This window comes from Flavobacterium geliluteum, assembly GCF_017948595.1.
GTDB classification, from domain to species: Bacteria; Bacteroidota; Bacteroidia; order Flavobacteriales; family Flavobacteriaceae; genus Flavobacterium; species Flavobacterium flavipigmentatum.
This window is the reverse complement of the sequence record NZ_JAGFBV010000016.1, coordinates 1-25394: the sequence shown is the minus strand read 5'-3', so window position 1 is coordinate 25394 and position 25394 is coordinate 1. Positions and strand designations below refer to the sequence as shown.

The window sequence follows — 25394 nt, the reverse complement described above, 5'->3', positions numbered from 1 at the left end:
TTACTTGAAAAATATCAACTTTAAATTCAGCTATACATAAAAGTAATTTTCATACAAATCATCAATAAACTAAATTCTAAATACGATAGATTTTATTTTCACCTAAACGATTAAGATTTCTTGAATGCTTCCAAAAACAAAACAACATCATCCTTATAACTTGCACCAATAGGGATTTCTATACCACAAACGTCAATTTCATTTATTGTAAAAGCATAAATTTTAGTACTATTAATTATAAATGAACGATGAATTCTTATAAATATATTGGGGTTTAATTCTAATTCCATATCGCTTATTTTATATTTAGATGTAATACTTCTGTTATCTTCCAAAACAATTTTTATGTAATCTTTTACACTCTCAATATAAATAATGTCCTGAAGGTAGATTTTATGGTTTTTAATTCCTGATTTTATTAAAATAAAATCTTTTGAATCAATTTCGAGAGTTTTTGGTGAAAATTTTGAATATTCTATTAAAAACTTATCGACTGCTTTAAAAAAACGTTCAAAAGTAATTGGTTTCAGTAAATAATCTACAACACCTAACTCAAACCCATCAATAGCAAAATCACGATAGGCTGTAGTAAGTATTGTTTTTGGCGGATTTTTAAGGTTTCTCAAAAACTCAATTCCCGTCATATTGGGCATTTTTATGTCTATGAAAAGTAAATCGATGGTTTGCAAATTCAAAATTTCAAATGCTTTTAGTGCATTATTGCAAGTTGCCACAACTTCTAACGCATCAATTTTATCAATGTGCTTTTCAATTAGTCGAATAGCAAGTGGTTCATCATCAACAACTAAACATTTAATTTTCATCATTAGTATTGTAAATTAATTTGTAAAACTACGGTGAATGCTTTTGCCGTTTGTTGTATGTCTAACTGATAATTATTTGCATAAATCAAATCAAGCTGTTTGGTAATGTTTGATAATCCTATTTTAACTTTATCTGAAATCACAAATGTGTTTGAAACTGAATTCGAAATTTCGAATTTAAATATCTTGTCTTTTTGATAGATGTCAATATCAATTTTTGGCGACCCACTATCTTCGCCAGCACCATGTTTGAAAGCATTTTCTACCAACGACAAAAGTAACAATGGTGGAATTTGTATGTCCTTTTCAATGTTACTTCCAAATGAAATTTGCAATCGATCATCATAGCGTAACTTTTCTAGTTCGATATAATTCTTAAGTAATTCAATTTCAGTGTTAACGTTAACAAATTGATCGTTGCATTTGTATAAGATATGATCTAATATATCCGCTAATTTTCCAATGGCAACAGGAGTTCTTGGCGAATTATCTAACGATAGTGAATAAATATTATTTAAAGTATTAAACAAAAAATGCGGATTTAATTGTGCTTTCAAAGCTTTTAATTCTACTTCTGCATTTTCTTTTAATAACTGTGTTTCTTCTTCTTTTTTTCGTTTGTATTCTAAAAAAAATTTAACAAATAAAAACATAAATGAAACCATAAAAACGGCTGGTATGTAGTGTACCCAAAGCTTACGCAAGTCAGTAAAAATCTCAAAAAATGATTCTTGTTCAAAAGGCGGAACTCTAAATAAAGGTTCGCCAACATAAACTACTGTTAATCTTGCTAAAGCCGAAAAAAAATAGACAGTAAAAAAGAAACAGAAAAATGCCAAAACATATTTCTTTCTAAAAAATATTTTAGCAATTATAAAATAAGCTAAAATGTAAGTAGCTAAAGCTTGAGGAATTAGCAAAATAATAAGAAAAACAAGAGTTTCAGCTAAAGATTCGTCCTCGGTATTTAAACCTACCGAAATATTTATTAGGGTATAGCCCAACCAAAATAAAACATGCTTTAAAATTCTGTTACTTTCTATATACTCCCATATTCTTTTAAAAAAATCCATAAACTTTATCTTTATGGTAAATATAATCAACAACTCTACAGATTTAAATTATTATAGACGAAATAGTTGTTTTTATGCCTCAACACACTATTTATATATATGAATATTCGTCATTGCTCATTTTTTAATTATTAAGGTGCAAAAATTAGATTTCTATCTTCCGCCGAATCTTGTTTAAAAAAACAAACCAATTTTGCCCAATAATTTTTAAAAAAATAAGATGAAAAAAATTTTGCTTTTTATTGCACTTTGTTTGTCCAACATTTTATTCGCTCAAGAAACTCCGAAAATCTTAACAATTAAAGGAAAAGTAATTGAAAAAAAATCTAACCTACTCCTAGAATTTGCAACAATTTCGGTTATTAATTCATCGGATAATAAAATAATAACAGGAACTATTACTGATGATAAAGGAAATTTTACTGTAAAAACTTCTTCAGGAAAGTATTCTATAAAAGTAGAATTTATTGGATTGAAAAGTGTTGTACTAGAAAATATAGATTTACAAACCAATCAAACAATCCCAACTATTTATTTAGAAGAGAATACAACACAACTCGAAACAGTTGAAATCAAGACAGAAAAATCTACTATTGAACATAAATTAGACAAAAAAATATTTAACGTTGGTAACGATTTGATTTCAAAAGGTGGGAATGCAACCGATATTTTAAACAATGTTCCGTCGGTAAATGTTACCACTGAAGGCGTTGTAAGTTTACGAGGAAATTCAGGAGTTCGAATTCTAATTAACGGGAAACCATCAGTTCTATCAGCAAACAACGGGTTGGAACAAATTCCGTCAGAAAATATTGAAAAAGTTGAAGTCATTACCAATCCGTCTTCCAAATACGATTCGCAGGGAACAGCAGGAATTATTAATATCGTTCTGAAAAAAAACAAAATGAGTGGTTTTGGAAGCTCGGCGCAAATAACCACGGGAACACCAAATAATCATGCTTTGGGCTATAATGTGAGTTACAAAAACAAAAAAATTAACTTGTTTTCTGATTTACGATACCAATATTTAACAAGGTTTAGAGAAGAATCTTCTTTGCGAACAAATTATAATAATAATGTAGTTGATTCTTATTTAGAAAGTACTGCAAATAGGGTTAGAAATAACAAAACATTTAATATTTATTTTGGTGGCGACTACTATTTTAATGATAAAAATACAATTACTATAAGTTATTATTATAGAAACAACACTAGCAATGATTCAGCAGACTATAAATTTAATTTTCTAGACAATAATCGAAATTTTACCCAAATAATTACTGCAACAGAAACGTATCGAGAACCTCAAATTGCCAATCAAATAGAATTAAATTATATTAGAACTTTTGATAAAGTTGGAAAAAAGTTTACCATAAACTTACAATATAATTTTTGGAATGATGACGAAAATGAAGCCATTCAGGAAGAAGAAAAATTGCCAACAATTTCTAAAAAAACATTAAAAAGTAGAGATATAGAAAGCAGCAAAGATTTTCTTTTCCAAACCGATTACACAATTCCAATTACCGAAAAATCAAAAATAGAATTTGGTTTAAAAGGAGAAATTCGACGAATAAACAGTGATTATGAAGCGTTTGAAGATAACACACCAATAACTAATTTAACTAATTTGTTGAACTATAAAGAAAATATTTTTGGCATTTATTTTCAATACGGAAGCAGTTTTAAAAAATTAGAATATCAATTGGGTTTAAGAACAGAACATTCTAATACGGGGAGCAATGACCGAATTAATCTGTTTAACATTAATAAAAAATACACCAATTTCTTTCCAACTGCTCATCTTACTTATGGAATAAATGATGAATTAAACCTTCAATTAAGTTATAGTCGAAGAATAAGTCGACCACAATTTTGGCAACTGAATCCATTTGGAGGTATCGCCGATAGACGAAATATTCGAATTGGAAATCCCGATTTGAATCCAATGTTCACTGATTCGTATGAACTAGGAACTTTAATAAAATGGAAGAAATTATCCATAAATCCAAGTGTGTATCATCAATTTTCAAGAAATATTTTTGAAGATATAAGGACAACCAATGCCAGTGGAAACTTAGTGGAACAAGCTATAAATTCTGGTACCGAAAGTCGTCTTGGAGCAGAAATTAGCATTACCTATTCGCCTATTAAATGGTTAACACTTTCTGGCGAAATGAATTATTACAAGTTCAACCAAAAAGGAGTTTTTAGTGTTTCTGATAATGCTTTTACTTCAAGATTGAATTCAAGAATTAAATTTTCAACTTGGAATTTTCAAACCAACTTTAACCATCAAGGGGCCAGAAAAAGTGGTCAAATAAATGCCGATGCGCAATATTGGGTCGATTTGGGAATGGGAAAAGACATCTGGAAAGAGAAAGCAACCATTACTTTTAAAATAGATAATGTTTTCGATTCTAGAATTTCTCAAGGAGTTGTAACGGGTAACGATTATACTTTAGACTATGATTTCAAAAATGCCCGACATAGAATTTATGTCACTTTTACTTGTAGATTTAACAGAAAAAAAAGCGACAAAGATCGTTTGCCAGAGTAAAAGTACACCAATTTAAAACAAAATGTTACAAAAGTAAATGTCAAAAACTCTTGCAAAGTGAATCCCAAAATTATAAAAAGATTTGTTTCTAAATAGTTTTCTTTTTGAAAATAAGCCAAAATGCTGTAACTAATTCGTCCAAAGTCATTGGGAGACTCAAAGTCATATCTACGTTTTCTTTGAATAGAAAATAATCAATAAATGTTCATTCTATCATACAAAATGTAACAAAATACTGCTACTATTTTAAATATTCCGATGTAGTTGGTTGTTACACTAGATTTAATAATAATAATAATAATAATAATAATAATAATAATAATGTATCCAAGTAACATAAGATGTAACCCAAAAACAATCAGACAAATAGACTCGTTAGCGGTAAGTTGACCGCAGAGACCTAGAAATTTAACGTTTAACAAAAATTAATAAATAAAAAAAAATGAAAGTAAAATTCACATTAACACTATTTTTAACGACACTAATATTTTGTACTAATATTATAGGACAATCTAATATTAAAACAGAAACTTCAATAGAACGTTTTATTGAAAATAAAATGCTTGAAACGGGAATAGTAGGCATCGGAGCATCTATTATCGTTGATAAAAAAGTAGTTTGGTCAAATGGATATGGTTTTGCAGACAGAGAAAATAGAACTCTTTTTACGCCTTCAACTATAATGAATGTAGCTTCCATTGCCAAAACTTTTACAGGTGTTTGCATAATGAAAGCTGTTGAAGAAGGAAAAGTTTCGCTTGACGAAGACATAAATAACTATTTACCTTTTAAAGTTATTAATCCAAATTATCCTAATGACAAAATAACATTGCGACATTTGGCTACTCATACTTCAGGGCTTACAGACAGAAACCCATTCTATGGTGACAGCACTTATTATTATGAAGGTCGTAAACCAGAACAATTAGGTAAATTCTTAAAAGATTATTTCGTACAGGGTGGTAAACACTACTCAAAAGACAACTTCTTAAATGCCAAACCTGGAACATATAGAGATTACTGTAACATTGGTGCAGGATTGGCAGGATATATCATTGAGGTACGAACAGGAAAAACTCTAAACGAGTATGCTAAAAAACATATTTTCAAACCTTTGAAAATGCAAAATTCAGGGTGGGCATTAAATGAAATTGATATTACCAAACATACTAAACTTTATGAAAAGAAAGGAGAAAGCATTGTGCCAATCCAATTATACGAAATGACAACTTATCCAGACGGTGGCATTAGAACTTCGGTAGATGAATTGTCTAAGTTTTTTATCGCTTTGATAAATGAAGGTGAATATAAAAAAACAAGAATTTTGAAAACGGAAACCGTAAAAGAAATGCTTCGTTTTCAACACACAGAAACAAATAAACCTGAAAACGTTAACATCAAAAAACTTAACCAAGGTATTTTTTGGGCTACAAAATTAGGAGCAACCCGAATTGGTCACAATGGTTCCGACTCGGGAGTGAGAACATTTATGCTTTCAGATTTAAACAAAGAATTTGCTGTAATTGTATTTTTCAATACCAAATTGGACGAAAAAGACGAGGGAATTTACTTTGACATTTATGAGGAACTTTACAAATATGCAAAGGACTTAAAAACAAAACAAACAACCAAACGTTAACAGGGGTCGTTGTTACGCAACTCTTTTAAAAAAGTAAAATTTCAAAATCTGCATAAAAAACAACCTCGTTTAAGCACATTTAAGCGAGGTTGTTTTTGGTTTTATATTATATTTTAAATTGTACGGTGATTAAAAACAAACATTTCAATTCATTGAAAGTTGTTTTTAGAGAAGTAGGCCCTTTTACTTTTGTTACTCATACAACTCCGGCTTTTTTTTGTTTTTTTGGAGATGAAATTCAAGTTTTTCTTGAGATCATAGGTTAACGCTACCATCAAAACGTGTTTGTTGGCTTGCTTGATTCCTCTAGTATTGACACGTTTGATATGATAAAATTGACCAACGTTCCTATTACTGGTTCTATGGTTTTACTTCTCACTAGTACCATTTTCTGAGCATAGCTTGAATGGGTATACTAACTCTGTCATTAATAATAAAGACTATCTACAATTTTATAATTCTTAATAATTTTTATGAGGAGTCTCATAAAGTGCGTCAGTAAAAAAAAGCAGGAAGGTATTTACAAACCTTCCTGCTTTTTTAAAATCAAATTTAAGAATATTGAAAATCTAAAACCCACTTTTCATCTCAGCATTAGCTGGTGGCTCTATTCCTAAGAGTTTTGCAATTGTTGGAGCAATTTGCAAGGAATACATTTCTTTGATTTCCTTTCTAGGAACATCGGACACTGTCCTAAAAAGTGTGTAAGCTTAAAAATAACGGGGTTTGACTTTTTAATTAAAGTTGAACCCTTTTTTCAAATATAGTTAAGAACTGATTGAGTATTAATCCCCAATTATGGATTGGCATTGTCCATTTTTTGGTAGCTTCTCTTAAAGCCAAATATACAGATTTTAAAACTGCTTCATCGGTTGGGAATGATAATTTATTTTTGGTGTATTTTCTAATCTTACCGTTTAGATTTTCGATTAGATTAGTGGTATAAATTATTTTTCTAATCTCAACGGGGAAGTCAAAGAATACGGTAAGTTCTTCCCAATTGTCTTGCCATGATTTTACAGCATATGGATATTTACTATTCCATTTATTAGCAAAATCTTCAAGAGAAGCCCTGGCAGCCTGTTTGGTTGGAGCATCATAAATCTGCTTCATATCTTTAGAGAATTCCTTCTTATCTTTCCACACTACATAACGCGCTGAGTTGCGTATTTGGTGCACTACACAGATTTGAGTCTGTGATTCAGGAAATACATTTTTAATAGTTTGAGTAAAGCCGTTTAGGTTATCTGTAGCAGTAATTAATATATCTTCAACACCTCTGGCTTTTAAATCTGTTAAAACTCCCAACCAAAAACTGGAACTTTCATTCTTGCCCAACCACATACCCAAAACTTCTTTTTTTCCATCTCGATTCAGGCCTACAGCTAAATAAATAGTTTTGTTAATGACCTTAGAGTTTTCTCGAACTTTAAATACAATCCCGTCCATCCAAACAATTAAATAAACAGCTTCTAGTGGGCGATTTTGCCAAGCTATTACATCATTAGAAACAGATTCAGTAATTCTAGAAATAGTGGAGGTTGAGATATCAAATTTATAGACTTCTCTTATTTGTTCTTCAATATCACTAACGGTCATTCCTTTGGCATAAAGAGAAATTATTACATTCTCTAATCCATCAACCATATTTTGACGTTTTGGAATAATCATGGGATTAAAAGAAGCTTCTCTGTCTCTTGGAACCTGGATGTTTGATTCTCCAAATGAAGTTTTTATCTTCTTATTGGAAAAACCATTACGAGAATTAGTTGAAGGCGTCTTTTCGTGTTTCTCATATCCTAGATGAGAATCCAGCTCTCCTTATAAAATAGCTTCTATCCCTCGTTTTTGTAATTGAGCAAGAAAACCATTTAGGTCTTCGCCTGTTTTGAATTGTTTTAAAAATTCATCTGATAATAAATCTTCTTTTTTCATAAGACTTTGTAAATGTTAAAGTTAAAAAAAAATGATGGGGTTTAAAATTGGAAAAACCGGTCAATTTGACCACCTAATTCCGAAGTAAATTGACCACCCGTTCCGGAGCAAACTGACCACCTGATTCCGGAGCAAATTGACCACCAAGTTTTGGGGTGAATTAACGATTAAAAACTATTCATTTTTTCATGTTGTTAGAACCATACATTCGTTAAAAATATACGGATTATGGCAAACAAAATAACAGACATGAGTAAAATTAGAAAAGTAATTAAATTCTATTGTAACGGAAAGAGTAAGTTATTTATAAGTAGCTACTTATCCCTTTCAAGAAATACGGTAAAGAAATATATTTCCTTATTTGAAGTTCTCGGATTAAACTTTGAATTAATCGACCAAAAAATCGATGCAGAGCTGGAACTTTTATTCTCCCAGACTAGTGTAGAGGCCATTAGCCCGAGATTACAGACACTTTATGCTTTTTTTCCTAAAATGGAACGTGAACTAAAAAAAGTTGGCGTTACCGTGCAGCATATGTGGGAACAATATATTGCTGTAAATCCGGATGGTTATCGAACTTCACAATTTCATTATCATTACAATATATGGGGCAAGCGAGTTAATCCGGTCATGCACATGAACCATAAGGCTGGTGATAAAATGTATGTTGATTATGCCGGAAAGACACTCTCAATTATTGATATAGATACGGGAGAGGTCAAAGAAGTACAATTTTTTGTAGCAATATTAGGAGCCAGCCAATACACGTATGCTGAAGCTTCCATGAGCCAGCAAAAGGAAAATTTTGTTGACTCAGTAGAGAATGCCATGCGCTTTTTTGAAGGTACTCCTGCTGCCATTGTTCCGGATAATTTAAAATCTGCAGTAATAAAAAGCAGTCGTTTTGAACCGACAATCAATGAAACCCTGGCTGATTTAGCAGAACACTACGAAACTACAATTTTACCTGCCAGAGCTTACAGACCCAGAGACAAATCATTAGTTGAAGGAGCTGTTAAGATATTATATCGAAGGATTTATGTAACCATAAAAGAAACTAAGTTCTTTTCTCTGGAAGAATTAAACCAGCAGATCTGGGATTTACTTGACTCTCACAGTAACAGAAAACTAACAGGACGGCCTTATTCCCGCTTTGAATTATTTTTAGAAGACGAAAAAGAAAAACTACGTCCACTGCCACAAGATCGTTTTGAAATTAAATATCAATCTTTTGCAACAGTAATGCAAAACGGTCATGTTCAATTAAGCCAGGACAAAAACTATTACAGCGTTCCGTATCAATATGTAAAAAAGAAAGCAAAGCTGTTATATACCAAATCAACGGTAGAGATTTATTATAAATACAATCGAATAGCCGTACATCCACGAAACTACAAACCTTATGTCTACACAACAACCCCTGAGCATTTAGCAAGTACACATCAATTTGTAGCTCAATGGAGTGCTGCCCGCTTCATTGAATGGGCTAATAATATTGATGAGTCAGTAGGGGAATATATAATGCAGATAATCGAAAGCAGAAATCATCCGGAACAGGCTTATAAAAATTGTTTAGGAATACTGAATTTTGAAAAAAAGGTAGGCAGACAGCGATTAATAAATGCCTGCAGGCGGGCACTTGATTTTAAAATTTACAATTTTAAGACCATACAAAATATTTTAGAAAACAACTTGGATCATATTGATTTTGATCAAGAACCTTAGCAGGAACTTCCCAATCACAGTAACATAAGAGGAAAACACTATTATAACTAAATTAAGTCTTGAAAAAATGAATGAATCCACAGTAACCAAAATGAAACAAATGAAGCTTTATGGCATGTTTAATGCTTTTAAAACAGCCATTGAAAGCGGAAAAACAGATCATTATACCCTTGACCAGTTTGTATCGATGATTATTGATGCAGAATGGGATGAAAGGTACAATCATCGTATTGAACGAAGTATCACTAATGCCAAATTCCATTACAAATCAAATATTGAAAGTATCAATTTCGATGTATCACGTAACCTGGACCGAAAGATGGTACTGCGTCTGGCAGAATGCGAATTTATAGAGAAAAACGAAAACATTTTAATCACTGGAAGCACCGGTGTCGGTAAAAGTTATTTAGGTACTGCATTAGGTTATCAAGCCTGTATACAGGGTTTTAAGGTAAGTTATTTTAATACCTCAAAATTGTTTGCTAGACTAAAAATGGCTAAAGCAGATGGTACTTATCTGCGGGAACTTACCAAAATACAAAGACAGGATGTTATAATACTTGATGATTTTGGACTCCAAGCACTTGACAGCCATAACCGAATTACTCTTTTGGAGATCATAGAGGACAGGCATAATAACGGCTCTATAATAGTGACATCACAAATCCCAGTTCAAGGATGGTATGATATAATTGGAGAAAAAACGATAGCAGATGCAATATTAGACAGACTGATACACCAATCTCACAGGCTTGAATTACATGGAGAATCGATGAGAAAGAAAAGAGGAATAAACAAAGAGTGATATTTTATTATATTTGAATACTAATTAACAGATGAAAAAATATAGTTTTTAATCAAAACGGAGGTGGTCATTTTGCTCCGGAATTAGGTGGTCATTTTGAACTGGAATCAGGTGCTCACTTTAAATTGGAATGGGGTGATCAATATCACCGGAATTTGCAATGTAAGCACAAATTCCCTGCAGAATTATTAATTAAACCATCTGTAATCCATAGATTATCTTCACTTTTATAAAGAGAAATTTCCGTTTTCAGTTTCTCTAAATCTCTAATGATTAGAGTTTTTATTATGTCTTTATGCATTTTATAATTTAAATTATTTGATTTCTACATGATTATAAATAGTTTAAAGTATAATTCATCATAGAAAAATTTGTACTACTGCCAATAAATACAGTAAGTTTTCAAAAAAAATTACTGTATGTTTTAATAATTAGATCTCCATATATTGATTCAAAATAGCTACAGCTTGATAATTTTTATTTTCTAGAGCTATTGTAATGGGCACCTTATTTGAATAAACTTCCTTTACATCTGGTAAAGCACCATTTTGTAAAAGTAAGATCATCATTTCTAGATTATTCATTCTAATGCTTTCAACCAATACACTTGTAAAGTACTCGGGATGTTGATAATTTAAATCAACACCAATCTTTATATAGTATTTTACTAAATCGAGGTCGTTGTTTTTAACACCCTGAAACATATCTTTCCAATCTCCTCCCATTTTAATTTATTTTTTTCTTTGTAGTATAGAATAACTTTATAGAGATACCTTAGTGGATCTAGTAATTTATTTTCAAATTACAATTAGGTTAAAAATTTCATTCTAATTTCATTGGTTGGCACCACGCATTCGCTTTTCTTTCCAAATAACTTATACCTGTATTTTGAGAAAACAGCATAACAGTAATCTCTGATTTTTATAGGGATTATTTTAGCAACAATGAAAATTCTTGGAAGACCAACTAACAATTTACATATCTCAAGTAAAGCTTCTGTTTTTACAAAAACTTGTTTGTTATTGATGAAAATAATTGTGTTTAATGAACTCTCATAGTATGAATTTGCATGTAATAAGTTCATTCCTATTTCACTTTGTTGAGAGGCAAAACGTAGTTTATCTCTTTTATCATATTTAATTAAGAAGAGTACCGTCGAATTGCAAAAATTACATTCGCCATCAAACAGAACAATTCCTTTATCTAGTTCATTTCTTTTTTTTACCATTTTGTTGTTACATAAAATTCAAGAATTCTAATTGCTACAAAAAGTAATAATGAAAAGATAACTTTTAAAAAAAACTTCTTTTTTGAAGCCGCAATCTTTTCAATACTTGTTATTATTCTGAAAATTTGTATTACTTTTTGTTTGCTAAACCATAAAATAGCTACAATAAATAGTTGATAAATTATTGCGGCTTTTAACGCACCTAAATTGACACTATAAAAAATATCTTGGAGGATTACATTTACTAATATAGTTGAAACAAATAAGCAACCTAAGATTCTAGTCTTTTTAATCAGCATCAAAATACCACCTGTAATTTCGAGTGCGCCTAATATTAAAACAAATGGTTTTGAATAGCCGTAAAATGCCCACATTAATTGCATTCCGGTCAATTCTGAGACTTTTTTATTAATTGCTATTGCTCCATCAAACTGAATTACTTTACCTATTCCGTAAGCAAACATCGCCATTACAACGATATAAGTAAAAGCATTTTCTATTATTTCAATTATCTCTTTTTTATCGAATTTCATTACTTTAAATTTTTTAAGTCAGATAGCAAATATTTTTACTTTTTACTATTCTTATTTTTTAATAATCTTTATTGTTTTCATTTTGCCTTCAGAAAATAATCTTATGAAATAAACTCCTGCCGGTAAATTTTTCATATTAATTTCAAAATTCTTGTTGTCTTCATATTTACTTGAAACAAATTGACCAATACTATTAATTATTTCATAGTTCGAGATTTTTTCTGAATAGGATACATCTAGATAGTCTGAAACTGGATTTGGACTGTAGGTGAAATTTAAATCATCGAAACGCTCAACTTTTAGGCAAGGACCCTTCGCAGTAACTGGAGTCCTCATTGCACTTTCACAACCAGAAATAGTTTGAGAAACATAATACACAGTATTTGCAACCAGAACTGTTGTTATCGGCAGCACTGTTGTACTTGTAGATGATTCGTACCATAAGAGATTTTGTCCATCTACTACAAAATCTGCTAATGTTGCAGTTGAACAACCATCCTGAATACTTTGAGCAATTGGTGGTGGCGTATTATTCACAGTAATTGTCAATGTCGCGGTAGTAGCACACTGTCTTGCTGATGGTGTAAAAGTATACGTTGTGGTTTGCGTATTATTCAACGCTGGTGACCAAGTTCCAGTAATTCCATTGTTAGAAGTGGTTGGCAAAGCCGACAAGGTTGCACCTGAACAAACCGCATTCACAGCTGTAAATGTTGGTGTACTATTCGGATTTACAGTAATTGTCAATGTGGCCGTGGTGGCACATTGACCTGCTGTTGGTGTAAAAGTATACGTTGTGGTTTGCGTATTATTCAACGCTGGCGACCAAGTTCCAGTAATTCCATTGTTAGAAGTGGTTGGCAAAGCCGACAATGTTGCACCTGAACAAATCGCATTTACAGCTGTAAATGTTGGTGTACTATTCGGATTTACTGTAATTGTCAATGTGGTAGTGGTGGCACATTGACCTGCTGTTGGTGTAAAAGTATAGGTTGTGGTTTGTGTATTATTCAACGCTGGTGACCAAGTTCCAGTAATCCCATTGTTAGAAGTGGTTGGCAATGCCGACAATGTTGCACCTGAACAAATCGCATTCACAGCTGTAAATGTTGGAGTACTATTCGGATTTACCGTAATTGTCAATGTGGCGGTGGTGGCACATTGTCCTGCTGTTGGTGTAAAAGTATAAGTTGTGGTTTGCGTATTATTCAACGCTGGTGACCAAGTTCCAGTAATTCCATTGGTGGATGTTGTTGGCAATGCCGACAATGTTGTACCTGAACAAATCGCATTCACAGCTGTAAATATTGGTGAACTATTGGGATTTACTGTAATTGTCAATGTGGCCGTGGTGGCACATTGACCTGCTGTTGGTGTAAAAGTATACGTTGTGGTTTGCGTATTATTCAACGCTGGTGACCAAGTTCCAGTAATTCCATTGTTAGAAGTGGTTGGCAAAGCCGACAAGGTTGCACCTGAACAAACCGCATTCACAGCTGTAAATGTTGGTGTACTATTCGGATTTACAGTAATTGTTAAACTTCCGGTCATTGTAGTGGAGCAACCGCCAGTTGTTCTTGTAGCAACAACAGTATAAACACCAGCCGCTGTTTGATTCCCGAATCCAATTGAATTTCCTGTTCCTGCAATTGGAGTTCCAACATCAGTTCCATTATTTTTAAGTTGATAGGTAATCCCAATTTCAGAATCTAAAACTACCACAACTTGCCCAGTACCACCAGCACAATAAGCACCACCTCCACTTAAAGTATATGCTGTTGGATTTACACAAGGTACTGCATATTCATAAGCGCCTAAATCAGGTTGTGTGTCCCTAGAAGTTCCAATAATGTCAGTAGTTGGAATTCCTGCACCAGTTAGTCCAAAGTTTTTTGCTGGACTTAAGTTTTGTATTGCCAATCCATCATCTGCAGTTGCCCATTTATTGTCTGCGCCATCACCATCTGAAGCATTAACAAGGAGCGGGTTACTATTTAAACAATTAAGTAAAACAGAATTGGCTATGGCTAAAGGACTTCCAGTGGCATCTCTGATAATACAGTTTTGAAAAGTCGGTTGAAAACCCACTCTATTGTCTTCACTGTAAATTTCATTTCTCCCTGGAACACCTGCATTTGCGGTTGGTGCATTGTTCCAAAACAAGCAGTTTTTAAAAGTTGCTTTAGAAAATCCTTGATAAGCAGTTCCTACAAATGATGACGTATTATTAATAAAACTGCAATTAGTTATCGTTGATGTATTTGAATCAGCCCCACCAAATTTAAGTGCTGCCGCATTTTGAGCTGAGTTATTATAAAAAACAGTATTAGTTATGGTATGCGTACCATTTAATTCTATAGCACCTCCCACAGAGCCAGCGATAAATCCTGAGCCGCTTGTATTGTTTGAAAAGATGCATTTATCAAGGGTACAATTACCTCCAGCAATTAGCATACCTGCTCCAAAAACACCAAAACTATTTCCTCCAACCAAAAACGAATTGCTATCGATAATACAGTTAGTAAATGTTGATGTGCAATTTAAATTAACTGCTCCAGCACCCCAAGAATCGTCATCCTGATTAGTGCAATCGGCACTATTCCCTTTTATGGTGCAATTTGCAAAAGTTGTAGCTGAACTGATGTTATAAACACCACCAGCTTTGTAACGATCTACCTCTCGTGTATTAAGAATGATTCGTGAAGCACCGGGTGCCGTTGCATAACCTTTTGTAATTAAAAAACCATCTAAAGCAGTTATATTAGACAAGTTAACACTTACAACGACATGATAGGCGTTGTCGGTTAAAGTATTGAGAGTTCCTAAATCACCACTCAGTGTAGTAACGTTAGTTTCCCAATTTCTTTGATTTAACAGCGTTTCATTTCCTAAAAAGCCGCCGTAAATTTTTACACCGCTTTTGAGGGTAAAGGTTTTGTCTCGGTTGTCTGCTGGTGTTGTACTTCCAAAGGGGTCGTGTGTTGGTAAGTAGGTTCCTGCTTTTACCCAAATGGCATCACCGCTTGTTGCACTGTTTATAGCAATTTGTAAATCACGTTTTGCTGATGCCCAGCTTGTACCTGCACCTGAATTATCGACTCTATTAGCATCAACGTAATAGGTTGTCTGAGCCATTGAAACTAAGGAAAACAAAATCAATACTATATTAAGTGCTTTTTTATGTAAAGTTGAATTCATAATTAACTCATTAAATGTTAAAATTATTTTGGTTTGTTGTTATCCAATCATGAATATATTTTGCAACTTCCTCCCAATGTTCTTGAACACAAATTGAATGTGATTTTGAATGGAACTCTATGAAGTTTTTTTTGCTAGTTGTGCTTTGGTAAGCACAAAAATTCCTTCTGTTTAAGCTACTTGGTATAATGTGATCCTTTTCTGCACTAACAAAGAGCAACGGCTTATGTGGCTTGTTGAAGTCGATATAACCATCATCCAACCTACTACTTCTAGCTATTTTACGGCTTTCAGGGACAACTGCTTTTTCATAAATCTCATCTGAAATCTCACTAGTCAATGTATTGCATATAGCATAACGAAACCATTTTTTGGTACCACAAAAAAGACTATTCCCCATAAATGGATTTACCGTACTTAAATTAGATTTAATATGACTCCATTTAAAACTCCAAATACCTTTTGGTGCTGCCGAAGTAATACAAATACCCATAATGCCAATTTTGTTTTGAATTAGTTTTTGAACAACTAATCCACCCATAGAATGTCCGATTAAAATTGGATTTAACTTATGACATTCAATAAACTCTGTGTAATGCTTTATGACGTCACTTAAACTAATTTTTTTCAATTGCTGATTTGGATTTTTTCTTAGATCAGCTGGATTTCCATCATGAAACGGATAATTGGGTGCATAACACTTATAGCCAAGATTTTGAAAATATACAATCCAAAGTGACCAACTATTTGCATTTTCGTGAAGTCCATGAATAAATACAATTCCCCTATTGTTTTTCATTTAACTTCATCTTTGTACTGTTTTACAATAACATTTTTAAAATCTCCACCACTATCGTCACCCATAAAAAGACCTATCTTACCATTTCGATAGTTATTTAATTTATCGACTTCTAATGCTGGTTTTTTAGCATCATTTATATAAGCTTTAACCGATTTATTATCGACAACTATTGTCATTGCAAACCAACCATCAGGATTTGGCGGATTGACAATTTCTTTTTCGTAAAGACTGTTTTTCTCTTCTCGTAATTTTTTCCAAGTATCAATTGGATGCGATATATATTGAATAGCATGAACCCGCCTTATTGAATCTTTTGCAATAAAATTGAAAGGTCGGCAATAGACTGCATCGTATGTATTGTCATCTTGACCGTGAAAAGCTATGCCAATAAAACTTTTTTGTACATTTTTACCACGCATTTCAATTTTAATTGTGCCGTTTTTAAAGTCTTTAATTGGTAACCAAACTATTCCTTCGCTTTTGTTTTCTGAAAGTTTGATATAACTATTTGAAAGGCTATCGATTACTTTTGCTTCTCGGTTTATAATTCTTAATTGATTGGTTTTAATAAGCTTGAAAAGGTTCAATTTTTGCTCTTTTTGAGAGTATGTTAACAAGCTAATTAACATCATACAAATTATATTTAGTTTTTTCATTGTATTTAATTATGAAAGTTTTAAACGAATTTTAAGTAAGTCTTTTTTTTATTGCCACATAATTACCGGAAATACACCATTAATTATCAGCAAAATAGAAAATTGCGCAATTGAAAATGTTGCCAAAAAATCAAAAGACATAAAATTTTCTTTACCAATTAATTTATGAATTAAGACATAAATTGAAGCTATTGACAATAAAATAGAGGATGCAAATAAAAGTATATTAATGAATGTCAAATTTCCCATTTCCATAAATGGCTGGAAAGAGAATAGAAATATTGAAACTAGTAAGAATAATGATGCAGCAAACATTAAGGAATAGGTTTCCTTAAAATAAGACGCTTTGTTTTTAAAAAATCGGATTAAACCATTAACAAAAAAGTAAAATATAGATAATATACCAATAAGAAAACTAAATGCTATACTCAAAATTTTAATTCCACTTACTTTCTTAATTGTTCTAATTCCATCAGAAATCAGTAAATCACCATTTTGATCCTTATACAAAGTGTGAGTAACATTCGTTCTGCCTTTCATAGAAAATGTATTATTCCCTAAATAAAATAAAGTTTTATTTTTACCCTGAAATGGTCTGATTACCAAATCATTTCCTAAAAAAGCAACTTTTGTATTTGAGAACACCCAATCAATCAATTTAAATGGTTTGACCACTGTGATTATTGGTATGTAGTATCCATTCCATTCAGTTAAAGAATTTTCAATTTTTTGTTTCTTTAAATTTTTGTTAATTTTATTTACGCCTAGATAGTTTGTAAACTCATTATTAAACAAGTCGTAATCGGCAGTTTCACTATCCATATTATAAGCTATAAAGAATGCCTTTTTACTTTCAGGAAACATATACAGCATAGCTGAAAATCCTAGGGTGTTTCCGTTTTTTGCCACACCAACGGCACCATAACGATCACGCTGATAAGCACCTAATGCATAACCGTAAGGAACACCTTTTTTGTAAGCATCAGTAGACTTTTGAATACCTACTTTTGACAAAAGGTTTTTATCAATCAAAGTTTTGCCATTCACCAATCCGTCAGACATCATAAACCACATAAACTTTGCCATATCGTTTGCTGTAGTAGTGAATTGTCCAGCAGCTCTCAAATACATTGGTATTGATGCAACAGGATTTCCATTGTCAAAATGACCAAAAGCTAATTTTTCATCGGCAAATTTTCCAGATTGTGAGATAAAATGAAAAGTGCTTTCAGTCATACCTAATGGTTTTAAAATAGTATTGTCTAAATAGCTTTCATAAGGTTGCTTGGTAATTTTTTCAATTACCATTCCCAAAATTGAATAACCCAAATTTGAATACGAATCAATCGAGCCTGGCTTGTATTGCACTTTTAAAACTGAAACATCACCTTGATATACTTTATTTAATGGTGTATCTGCCTTTGCGGTTGAACTAAAAATATGCCAAAGTCTAGCATCCGTTAATCCCGAAGTGTTATCTAATAAATGTCTAATTGTTACTGTATTTGTTTTATCCCATTGGTTTTCAATGGGCAAACTCGGCAAGTATTTTTTAACTGGATCATCTAATTTTAGCAATCCTAATGTTACCATTCTTAACACACCAGCTGCTAAGACTGTTTTTGACACTGAACCAACATTCATTTTAGCATTTGAAGAAATAATCTCGCGTGTTTGATTGTTTTTATAGCCATAAGAGTCTATTGTACTATTTCCATTTTGTGAAATAGTACACCATACTGCACCAACAATTTTTTCTTGTTTTAATAAATTTTTAATAGTTTTCTTCAAACCACTTTCGTATTGAGAGTAAGAAATACTTGAAAGGAAAAAGAAGATAAATATATATTTAAAGTGCATGTTTATAATTTTAAAATTATTTAGGATTTGCTTGACTTCCTGCTAAAATTCCACCGTCGATTGTTAATTCTATTCCTTTTACGTACTTGCTTTCGTCACTTGCCAAATACAAAACACCATAAGCAACATCAATTGCTTCTCCAAATTTCCCTAAGGGAATTCCAGCTTCAACTTGTTTAATCATTTTTTCTCTTTCTAGACCTTCACCAAACATTGTGTCCCACATTGAAGTCATAATTGCTGCTGGGTGCACACTGTTGCATCTGATCTTGTAGCCCTTTTCAGCACAATAAAGTGCTACACTTTTAGTGTGATTTCGTACAGCTGCTTTACTCGACGCATAGGCCACGGCTGCTGGAATGCCCACAATTCCGCTTCTTGACGAAATATTAATAATACTTCCTCCGTTTTCTTTCATTAGTGCAATTGCATATTTACACCCTAACATTGTACCAGTTGCATTGACCTTGTGAACTTCTTCACAAGAATCTATATCAACATTTTTCAGCATCAAAAGGCCCATTGGTCTCTAAAAACCCTGTTATTCCAGCATTGTTTACTAGAATATCTAACTTTCCGTATTTTGCTTTTATTAGGTTCGAAATTTCAATCCAATCACCTTCTTTTTGGACATCAAGTTGATAATATTCGCTTTTTTCACCAAGTGAATGAACCACGATGGTACCTTCATAATTATTAATATCCGTTATTATTACTTGTTGCTTGTTGCTCCTTGCTCATGAAAAACTTCAGCAATTGCCTTTCCTATACCTCGTGATGCACCCGTTATTAGTGCTATTTTATTTTCTAATCTCATAAAATTATATACCCTTTATTTATTAATTTAACCCATCGGATGAATCACATCCTTTTTTAATTTATTGATATTGTTGTTTTTAAAACTATCGTTTGTGTTTGAAATAAAACTAATAGATATGAATAGTAACATTACCGTTTAATTTCTTAACATAATTTGGCCCACTGGGTTGATTGACTTTTTTTTCTAGTAATCAGCCAAACTCCAAAAGTTATTTCCCATAATCCTCCTAATGGAACGAAATACATGCTCCACTCTAAATTCATTAACTCCATTAAAAAACCGAAAGCTAATAAAGCATATCCTACTATTCCCCAAATTGCTAGCCAACTAGGAGTTATTCTGTACTTGAATAACGTTAAACACATTGGTATGCTTCCTAAGCCTAAAACCAACATAGCTATAAAATAAACAAGACCAGAAAAGATGCGAATTTCAGTTAGAAGATTTAAAACCACACTGGCTAGTAATATTCCTTCATATATTCTCGTAAAAAGGTAGACAAAGGCTATACTTGGTCTAAATTGATTTATTGCTTCTCGTAGCAAAAAACCAATAGAAATTACAATAACTGAATTTATAAGTAGTAACAGTGCACCAATAGTTTTGGTGTTTTCGTTTTCGAAGTAGTATTGTCCAAAACCATAAGCAGGAAAAGCCAATAAAAACAAAAGTCCAATTATTTTAGCATTATTAATTTCAACTATAGAAAGCTTGTTTGCCATGATTTATATCTTAATTTATATTGGACTTGTTTTTTTACTTTTAGTCCTTTTACATATTTTTTAGTTCTTCGTAAATATCAAATGATACTCCTTCTATTCAGGTTGCAAAACCACATTAATTTGTTCTGTACTCACGTGGCATCTATCTGCTTTTACAACTATTGAATTTGAGGTATAAGTTTTGTATCCATTTTTTGAAACAGTTATAATATATGTTCCTTTTCGTTCATATGCTCCAACAAAATCGGTGTGAACTATGCCAATTTCTTTTAGAGTTTCAGAGTAATTATCATCTCGTGCAATTACGGTTACACCCGAAGGATTTGGTAAATTTCCATTTTGCAAACTTACTTTTACTTGTAGTCCAGCAAAAGCTTGTGTAGTACACACAACATCATCAATTGGATCACTTTCACAAGTTGATGCCAATAGAAATGGTATAAAACATAAAATCAAAATAATTTTTTTCATTATTTCCCTTTTTATATTAAAATTGTTTTTAAAACTTTTTAGGTAATTCTAATTTCACCTCCACTATTTGCATTGCTGACGCCTTCAAAATTTATTGCAAATTTGTTATTGAAGTTGTTTGTTGAGAACAAGTGGATGATGTCATTTCTTAGATTAAAACCAACATCAGTTGCAATAAAATAATCACTATAACTTTTGGAAGCAAAATTTTTGCTTTTGCATAAAATAGATTTAAAATTATCAATTGCTTTTTTATGTTGCTAAATAATGCTAAATGCAAACATAAATTCATTAGAACCAAAGAAGTATTCTCCTTTTTCCATATTTTTCACAATCAAGTAATAGTATTCATCTTTGATTTTTTTTACCCCATAACTTATTTTTTCAAAAGAAGTTGTAGTACTTGTTGCTTTGGCTTTTGTGGTAATAAAAACTCTTTTGTCTTTTCTAATTTCAAAGCGAACCAAATCAAATACTGATGTAGGATCTGTTCCTGAAATCACTTTTACAACAAACATTAATTCGGGTTGTTTTGCAATTTTACTACTTGATGAAACACCATTCAAAAAGAAACCGCCTTCGGCACTGAAAAGCCCTCTGGCTTTTGCCATTGAATTATATTGTGATTTTTCCAGTTCTGTAGTTTTCTTTGATTTAGAATCGTAGTATGCTGGTTTGTCATTGAACTCTGGTAAATTTTGTGCTAGTATCATGAAACTATTAAACAATAGAATCATGACTAAAAAAAATGTTTTCATTTTTGTGTTTTTTATTTATTAGAATTAAAAAAATTTATAGTATCTTAAAATAAATTCGAGTGCAATTAATTAAACCCTATAATTTATGATAGGGCATTATAGATGCTATAATGATCTATCAAAAGCAAATTTAATTTTATGGAGATAGTTGGCTCTTACCAAATGATAAGAAATGAAACTAAAAAGAAAATAAAGATTATCATTTGACAAATGAAATTTGACGAATTGTGTCTTTAAATTATTCTACATACTTATTATGTAAACTGTTATTAATTATAAATGCAACTATCAAATTAGGAATCCAGCATAGCCAAGCAACAGTTGCATAAGTTGTGTTGAAATCATCAAAAATCAATTCTAACAACGGCAACCATATTCTTAATGTTACTCCTGAAAAACATGCTGAATAACTAAAGACCATCATTTTTTGATGAAGCTCAAACTCTTCACTTTTAATGTAAAAAAAGCCCATCAAAGTGGTATAAAACCAAATTATTCCTAATATTGTAAATCCTATAATTTGTATTTTACCTCCAGTAGCATAAAAACTAATAAAAATTGAAGCAAGTGAACTAATTATAGCTGAAATAAAATAGGTATTCCCAATTATCTTATGAAAACTCATGTATTTATTTCTGATTTTTGGAACAAATTGAATCCAGCCTATTGATAATGCAATTCCTGCAGAAATAATATGAATATGAAATGTAATTTTCCAAGTTAAATTAGATAAAACTTCAAGTGATTTTGTATTAATTATTCCGAAAGTAATATCATAGAAATAGAATGCAAAAGGCATTAAACTGAATAGAATAGCTAAAATTGCCAACAGGGAAAAACTGATTTTTTTTACCATAATAATCTATACAGATTTATATCTTTCTATTAATTCCAATCTGAAAATAGAATGGCAAAGTTGGAGTACTTTTAAAGTCTTGTGTTGCCATAGTTCCTGCTCTTAAGTTTAGATCATTGCGACCGAGAGAAAAACCCGATTGAACACCGTAAAAGAAGTTACCTGCAGTTGGTATGTACCAACCACTTTTAATTCCTGGGTAATAATTTTTCAAAACATCGCTGTGCTTAATATGAGTAACTATTGCTTTATCAAAACCAAATTCTCCAGCCACATACCACTTGGACTTATAATATCCTGATACCGCCGATAATTCACTTCCGAAATTTAATAGTTGTGCATTGTCATTCTCAAATCTTCTAAAAACGCCATATGCTTTAAGAGTGGTTGAAAATCCACCTATTTTGAGTACTTCTGCTTGTGCGCCAATTTTTGTTTTAAAATCGTCCAAAGCAGTATCTCCAAATGATGTAGAGAATTCAGCATTTAAAATCATAGGGAGTTTAGTGTTTAGTTTATGACCGTACCCTAGGTCAATAGTTGTACCGTAAAGGAGTCCGATGTTTAAACTGATGATATGTTTTTGCTCATTCTTTAGACTTCTCCAATTTATATTTTGAGAAAATGAATTTGTTGCAATTAAAAAAATTAGTGATATATAAAAATTAGACTTCATTTGTATTTTGATAGTTTTGTTAGAGAAAAAAAGTTCTGTTTTAATTTTTTTTAGAAAAATCTTGTACTGTTAATAGTATGATATTATAAGGAGTTCAAATAAGTAAGAACTTTTGGATATACACTATTCCACTTAAAATAGATCATTTCGTGCCCAGTATCATCAATTCTTATAATTTGATGAACTGGAAAATAATTAGCTTGTTTTTGAGCATAAGACGAACCAAAAGCTTTATTATTTTCACTAAAAAGAATTAAAACCTTTTTTTGAAATTGATTTAAATTAGTGGTAAAGTCAAAGTTATCTTTTTCTGCAACTTCAGTTAAACTAATAAGTGAAACAGCACCATACCTCCAAAATGGAGACGAAGCTTCAATACCTTCTACATTTCCACCAGCATAAGAAAAGGATGATTGAATTGCTGATTTGTAATCCAAAACTTCATGTTGTTTTTTTGTACCCGTCAAAAATTGATCTAAATATAAAACATCATTAGTAGCCTCTGAAAATAGTTCTATTTTTTTTGTTTTTTCAAGATATTCCTTTGTTTCTCCCCACTTTAATCCACCAGCTTCAGCCAAAATTGCACCTGTTATTTTATTTGGATTTTTATTAATAAAGGCTGTGGCTAACATTCCACCCCAAGAATGTCCAAACAAGAAAACTTTTTGATTCGGTGCTGTTTTGTAGTGTTCAATTACAGCATTTAAATCATCTAAAATTAATTGAAGAGAATAACTGTTTTTATCATGTCTTTTTGACAAACCTGCACCTCTTTGGTCATAAAAGACAACAAAGTAGCCATTATCAGCTAATTGTTTTACGTTTAATCCGCTTCTGTAGTCGGCGCCAGGACCACCGTGTAAAAAAACCACCATTGAATTGCTTGGATTACCAAAAGTCTCTGAGTGAAGCATCGTTCCGTTAACAGAAATTGAAGGCAAAGTTGCGTCTTGGTCAACAGTTTTTGGAACTAAAGCGCCTGGTTCGTTTGAATCAATTTCTGTACAAGAAAATTGAGAAGTAACTAAAAGTAAAAAAGTTACTTTTAACAAGAAAGGTTTTAATTTCATAATTGATTTAATTTTTATTTTTATTTGGCAAATATTTGTCAAATTAAACCAACCAATCGACCTTGCGTGAAAGTGGGGACTAATTATAATTATTGAATATTGATAATCAGCAATGTAAGAAAATTAAATTTAGATGATTAAAAATTGGTTCTTTCTTTTAGCAAATTTAAATATTCAGAAGGGGTCATATTTGTAACTTTTTTGAAGTATTTATTAAACGAGGATTTTGAATTAAAACCACATTCAAATGCAAGTGATAGAATAGTATATTTTTTGTTTTCGGGGATTGCAACGAGTTTTAAGAATAATTCTACTCTTTTGGTATTGATATAATCGTAAAAGTTTTTTTGTTCAAAAGTATTAATGACCTGTGATAAATTGTTTGGGTAAACATCTAAAATTTGCGCTAATTCTACAAGAGTTAATTCGGAATTAACGTAAAGTTGCTCTTTAGTCATTCTAGTTTTTAGTACTTCATATATCTCAAAAGCAGCCTCTTGATTTAAACCAGACTTTAAATATTTTGAAGGTTTGTTTTCTTTTATAATTTCATCATCAAAGGGTTGATTGATTTCATTTTGAATTATACTTTTATTATCAATTAATTGATTTTTTTTTGTAAATATCCCCACTTGATTAATACCGAAATAACCAATAAAAATAACAAATAAAACAACTACTGAATATATTAATTTATCATTTCCTAAAATAATAAAAATCCAAATTAAACCAATTCCATAGATTAAATAACGTAACCACGCTAGATTAATCTTTTCGGAATATGAAAATTGATTTAGAATGTTTTTTTTGTGTTTTTTGAGTAATAGTAATGAACAAATGACATAAATAATTCCAGAGCAAATAATAGCTATTAAAGTAAAAATAAGTAAAGTTTCATAACCTCTCCCTTCGTTTTTAAATACTAAAATTTTAGTTTCATTTGGTAATTGAAGGAAATTAAATAATGAAAAAAAAGAAATTATGACGGGCAAAAAATGTAATAACTCTATTTTCCATTTTTTTAATTGATTTGTTGCTGATGCTGTATATAAATAATTCAAGTTGCTAGTTAATTGTTTTATTTAATTGTAATCCGAATACAAACAATGTAAGCTTTATTAGAAATCCTTCCAATGTAACAGCATGTATTGTTCTGGGGAATAATTTTTTAATATCGCTG

23 protein-coding genes and 2 pseudogenes are annotated in these 25394 nt (G+C 31.4%); 4 read left to right on the top strand and 21 right to left on the bottom strand.

Features of this window, described 5'->3' with window-relative positions; translation table 11 throughout:
• Positions 1–110: 110 nt before the first annotated feature.
• Positions 111–827: a LytR/AlgR family response regulator transcription factor gene (locus J3495_RS11025; protein WP_236025448.1), complete on the bottom strand. Its 717-nt coding sequence runs from the start codon at positions 825–827 to the stop codon at positions 111–113.
• A complete protein-coding gene (locus tag J3495_RS11020; protein ID WP_210666611.1) occupies positions 827–1897 on the bottom strand; it encodes a sensor histidine kinase in 1071 nt (356 codons plus the stop codon). The genes J3495_RS11025 and J3495_RS11020 overlap by 1 nt, the downstream gene beginning before the upstream one ends.
• A gap of 220 nt (positions 1898–2117) precedes the next feature.
• Here J3495_RS11020 and J3495_RS11015 point away from each other — a divergent pair, with 220 nt between their 5' ends.
• On the top strand, positions 2118–4457 hold the full coding sequence (locus J3495_RS11015; RefSeq protein WP_210666610.1) for an outer membrane beta-barrel family protein: 2340 nt from the start codon (positions 2118–2120) through the stop codon (positions 4455–4457).
• Between the two features lie 442 nt (positions 4458–4899).
• Positions 4900–6096, top strand: coding sequence for a serine hydrolase domain-containing protein (locus J3495_RS11010; protein ID WP_210666609.1), 1197 nt, complete (start codon positions 4900–4902; stop codon positions 6094–6096).
• 738 nt (positions 6097–6834) lie between these two features.
• On the opposite strand, the pseudogene J3495_RS11005 reads toward J3495_RS11010, so the two are convergent.
• Positions 6835–8031, bottom strand: a pseudogene (locus J3495_RS11005) (IS256 family transposase).
• A gap of 228 nt (positions 8032–8259) precedes the next feature.
• Here J3495_RS11005 and istA point away from each other — a divergent pair.
• Positions 8260–9756 carry an IS21 family transposase gene (gene istA, locus J3495_RS11000; protein ID WP_210666608.1) on the top strand — a complete coding sequence of 499 codons (1497 nt, stop codon included), beginning with the start codon at positions 8260–8262 and terminating at the stop codon, positions 9754–9756.
• A 67-nt stretch (positions 9757–9823) separates the two neighbouring features.
• The gene (gene istB / locus J3495_RS10995) at positions 9824–10561 is read left to right on the top strand and encodes an IS21-like element helper ATPase IstB (RefSeq protein ID WP_210666607.1); all 738 of its coding nucleotides are present in this window, start codon (positions 9824–9826) and stop codon (positions 10559–10561) included.
• 431 nt (positions 10562–10992) lie between these two features.
• On the opposite strand, the gene J3495_RS10990 is transcribed toward istB, so the two are convergent.
• The 18 genes and pseudogenes from J3495_RS10990 to J3495_RS19440 all read right to left on the bottom strand — a co-directional run.
• Positions 10993–11286: an ankyrin repeat domain-containing protein gene (locus J3495_RS10990; protein WP_210666606.1), complete on the bottom strand. Its 294-nt coding sequence runs from the start codon at positions 11284–11286 to the stop codon at positions 10993–10995.
• 83 nt (positions 11287–11369) lie between these two features.
• Entirely contained in the window at positions 11370–11789 is a 420-nt protein-coding gene (locus J3495_RS10985) for a thiol-disulfide oxidoreductase DCC family protein (protein ID WP_210666605.1), read from the bottom strand.
• Positions 11783–12322 (bottom strand): hypothetical protein, encoded by a 540-nt coding sequence (locus tag J3495_RS10980; RefSeq protein WP_210666604.1) that lies wholly within the window; start codon positions 12320–12322, stop codon positions 11783–11785. The genes J3495_RS10985 and J3495_RS10980 overlap by 7 nt, the downstream gene beginning before the upstream one ends.
• A gap of 51 nt (positions 12323–12373) precedes the next feature.
• Complete coding sequence (locus tag J3495_RS10975; protein WP_210666603.1) at positions 12374–15520, bottom strand: T9SS type A sorting domain-containing protein; 3147 nt, start codon at positions 15518–15520, stop codon at positions 12374–12376.
• A 10-nt stretch (positions 15521–15530) separates the two neighbouring features.
• Positions 15531–16319 (bottom strand): alpha/beta hydrolase, encoded by a 789-nt coding sequence (locus J3495_RS10970; protein ID WP_210666602.1) that lies wholly within the window; start codon positions 16317–16319, stop codon positions 15531–15533.
• Positions 16316–16978, bottom strand: coding sequence for a family 16 glycoside hydrolase (locus J3495_RS10965; protein ID WP_210666601.1), 663 nt, complete (start codon positions 16976–16978; stop codon positions 16316–16318). The genes J3495_RS10970 and J3495_RS10965 overlap by 4 nt, the downstream gene beginning before the upstream one ends.
• A 48-nt stretch (positions 16979–17026) precedes the next feature.
• Positions 17027–18838, bottom strand: a complete 1812-nt coding sequence (locus J3495_RS10960; protein WP_210666600.1) for a serine hydrolase — start codon at positions 18836–18838, stop codon at positions 17027–17029.
• A 16-nt stretch (positions 18839–18854) separates the two neighbouring features.
• On the bottom strand, positions 18855–19349 hold the full coding sequence (locus J3495_RS19325; RefSeq protein ID WP_210666599.1) for an SDR family oxidoreductase: 495 nt from the start codon (positions 19347–19349) through the stop codon (positions 18855–18857).
• Positions 19333–19515, bottom strand: a complete 183-nt coding sequence (locus tag J3495_RS19320; RefSeq protein WP_449536204.1) for an SDR family NAD(P)-dependent oxidoreductase — start codon at positions 19513–19515, stop codon at positions 19333–19335. The genes J3495_RS19325 and J3495_RS19320 overlap by 17 nt, the downstream gene beginning before the upstream one ends.
• Before the next feature lie 35 nt (positions 19516–19550).
• Positions 19551–19655 carry an SDR family NAD(P)-dependent oxidoreductase gene (locus tag J3495_RS19315; protein ID WP_210666598.1) on the bottom strand — a complete coding sequence of 35 codons (105 nt, stop codon included), beginning with the start codon at positions 19653–19655 and terminating at the stop codon, positions 19551–19553.
• A gap of 146 nt (positions 19656–19801) precedes the next feature.
• Positions 19802–20380, bottom strand: coding sequence for a DUF4386 domain-containing protein (locus J3495_RS10940; RefSeq protein WP_210666597.1), 579 nt, complete (start codon positions 20378–20380; stop codon positions 19802–19804).
• Positions 20381–20473: 93 nt separating this feature from the next.
• Positions 20474–20809 (bottom strand): peptidase associated/transthyretin-like domain-containing protein, encoded by a 336-nt coding sequence (locus J3495_RS10935; RefSeq protein WP_210666596.1) that lies wholly within the window; start codon positions 20807–20809, stop codon positions 20474–20476.
• A gap of 302 nt (positions 20810–21111) precedes the next feature.
• Complete coding sequence (locus J3495_RS10930; protein WP_210666595.1) at positions 21112–21609, bottom strand: hypothetical protein; 498 nt, start codon at positions 21607–21609, stop codon at positions 21112–21114.
• Between the two features lie 238 nt (positions 21610–21847).
• Positions 21848–22465 (bottom strand): DUF2306 domain-containing protein, encoded by a 618-nt coding sequence (locus J3495_RS10925; protein ID WP_210666594.1) that lies wholly within the window; start codon positions 22463–22465, stop codon positions 21848–21850.
• Positions 22466–22481: 16 nt separating this feature from the next.
• Positions 22482–23141, bottom strand: coding sequence for a hypothetical protein (locus tag J3495_RS10920; RefSeq protein ID WP_210666593.1), 660 nt, complete (start codon positions 23139–23141; stop codon positions 22482–22484).
• Between the two features lie 83 nt (positions 23142–23224).
• Complete coding sequence (locus J3495_RS10915; protein ID WP_210666592.1) at positions 23225–24214, bottom strand: alpha/beta fold hydrolase; 990 nt, start codon at positions 24212–24214, stop codon at positions 23225–23227.
• Between the two features lie 137 nt (positions 24215–24351).
• Positions 24352–25275 (bottom strand): helix-turn-helix domain-containing protein, encoded by a 924-nt coding sequence (locus tag J3495_RS10910; RefSeq protein ID WP_210666591.1) that lies wholly within the window; start codon positions 25273–25275, stop codon positions 24352–24354.
• A 4-nt stretch (positions 25276–25279) separates the two neighbouring features.
• A pseudogene (locus tag J3495_RS19440) lies at positions 25280–25394 on the bottom strand (IS982 family transposase); the annotation flags it as partial.